The 1,182-nt window shown below is 61.4% G+C and carries 1 protein-coding gene; it reads right to left on the bottom strand.

The genetic code is table 11. The annotated features are described in order from the left end of the window. On the bottom strand, positions 1-1,182 hold a 1,182-nt coding region (tuf, locus tag HWX39_RS35815; protein WP_230681489.1), incomplete at its 5' end, for an elongation factor Tu.

The raw sequence follows: 1,182 nt of genomic DNA on the forward strand, positions 1-1,182 counted from the left end.
TTACTCGATGATCTTGGCGACGACGCCGGCGCCGACCGTACGGCCGCCTTCGCGGATTGCGAAGCGCAGACCTTCTTCCATCGCGATCGGAGCAATCAGCTTCACCGTGATCGACACGTTGTCGCCCGGCATCACCATTTCCTTGTCCTTCGGCAGCTCGATCGAGCCCGTCACGTCCGTCGTACGGAAGTAGAACTGCGGACGGTAGTTGTTGAAGAACGGCGTGTGACGGCCGCCTTCGTCCTTGCTCAGCACGTACACTTCAGCCGTGAAGTGCGTGTGCGGCGTGATCGAACCCGGCTTCGCCAGAACCTGGCCACGCTCCACGTCTTCACGCTTCGTGCCGCGCAGCAGGATACCAACGTTGTCGCCTGCTTGACCTTGGTCCAGCAGCTTGCGGAACATTTCAACGCCCGTGCAGGTCGTCTTCACCGTCGGCTTGATACCGACGATTTCGATTTCTTCGCCGACCTTCACGATGCCGCGCTCGACACGACCCGTCACAACCGTACCACGGCCCGAGATCGAGAACACGTCTTCCACCGGCATCAGGAACGCGCCGTCAACTGCACGCTCCGGCGTCGGGATGTACGTGTCCAGCGCGTCGGCCAGGTTCATGATCGCCACTTCGCCCAGCTCGCCCGTGTCGCCTTCCAGCGCCAGCTTCGCCGAACCCTTCACGATCGGCGTGTCGTCGCCCGGGAAGTCGTACTTCGACAGGAGTTCGCGAACTTCCATCTCGACCAGCTCGAGCAGCTCAGCGTCGTCCACCATGTCGCACTTGTTCAGGAACACGATGATGTACGGAACGCCAACCTGACGCGCCAGCAGGATGTGCTCACGCGTTTGCGGCATCGGGCCGTCTGCTGCCGAGCAAACCAGGATCGCGCCGTCCATCTGCGCTGCGCCCGTGATCATGTTCTTCACATAGTCAGCGTGGCCCGGGCAGTCGACGTGTGCGTAGTGGCGGTTAGCCGTTTCGTACTCGACGTGTGCCGTGTTGATCGTGATGCCGCGCGCCTTTTCTTCCGGTGCCGCGTCGATCTGGTCGTATGCCTTCGCTTCGCCGCCGAACTTCTTCGTCAGAACCGTCGTGATCGCTGCCGTCAGCGTCGTCTTGCCGTGGTCAACGTGACCAATCGTACCAACGTTCACGTGCGGCTTGGTCCGCTCAAACTTTTC

It is taken from the genome of Burkholderia sp. BCC0322, from assembly GCF_902833045.1.
Lineage (GTDB): Bacteria > Pseudomonadota > Gammaproteobacteria > Burkholderiales > Burkholderiaceae > Burkholderia.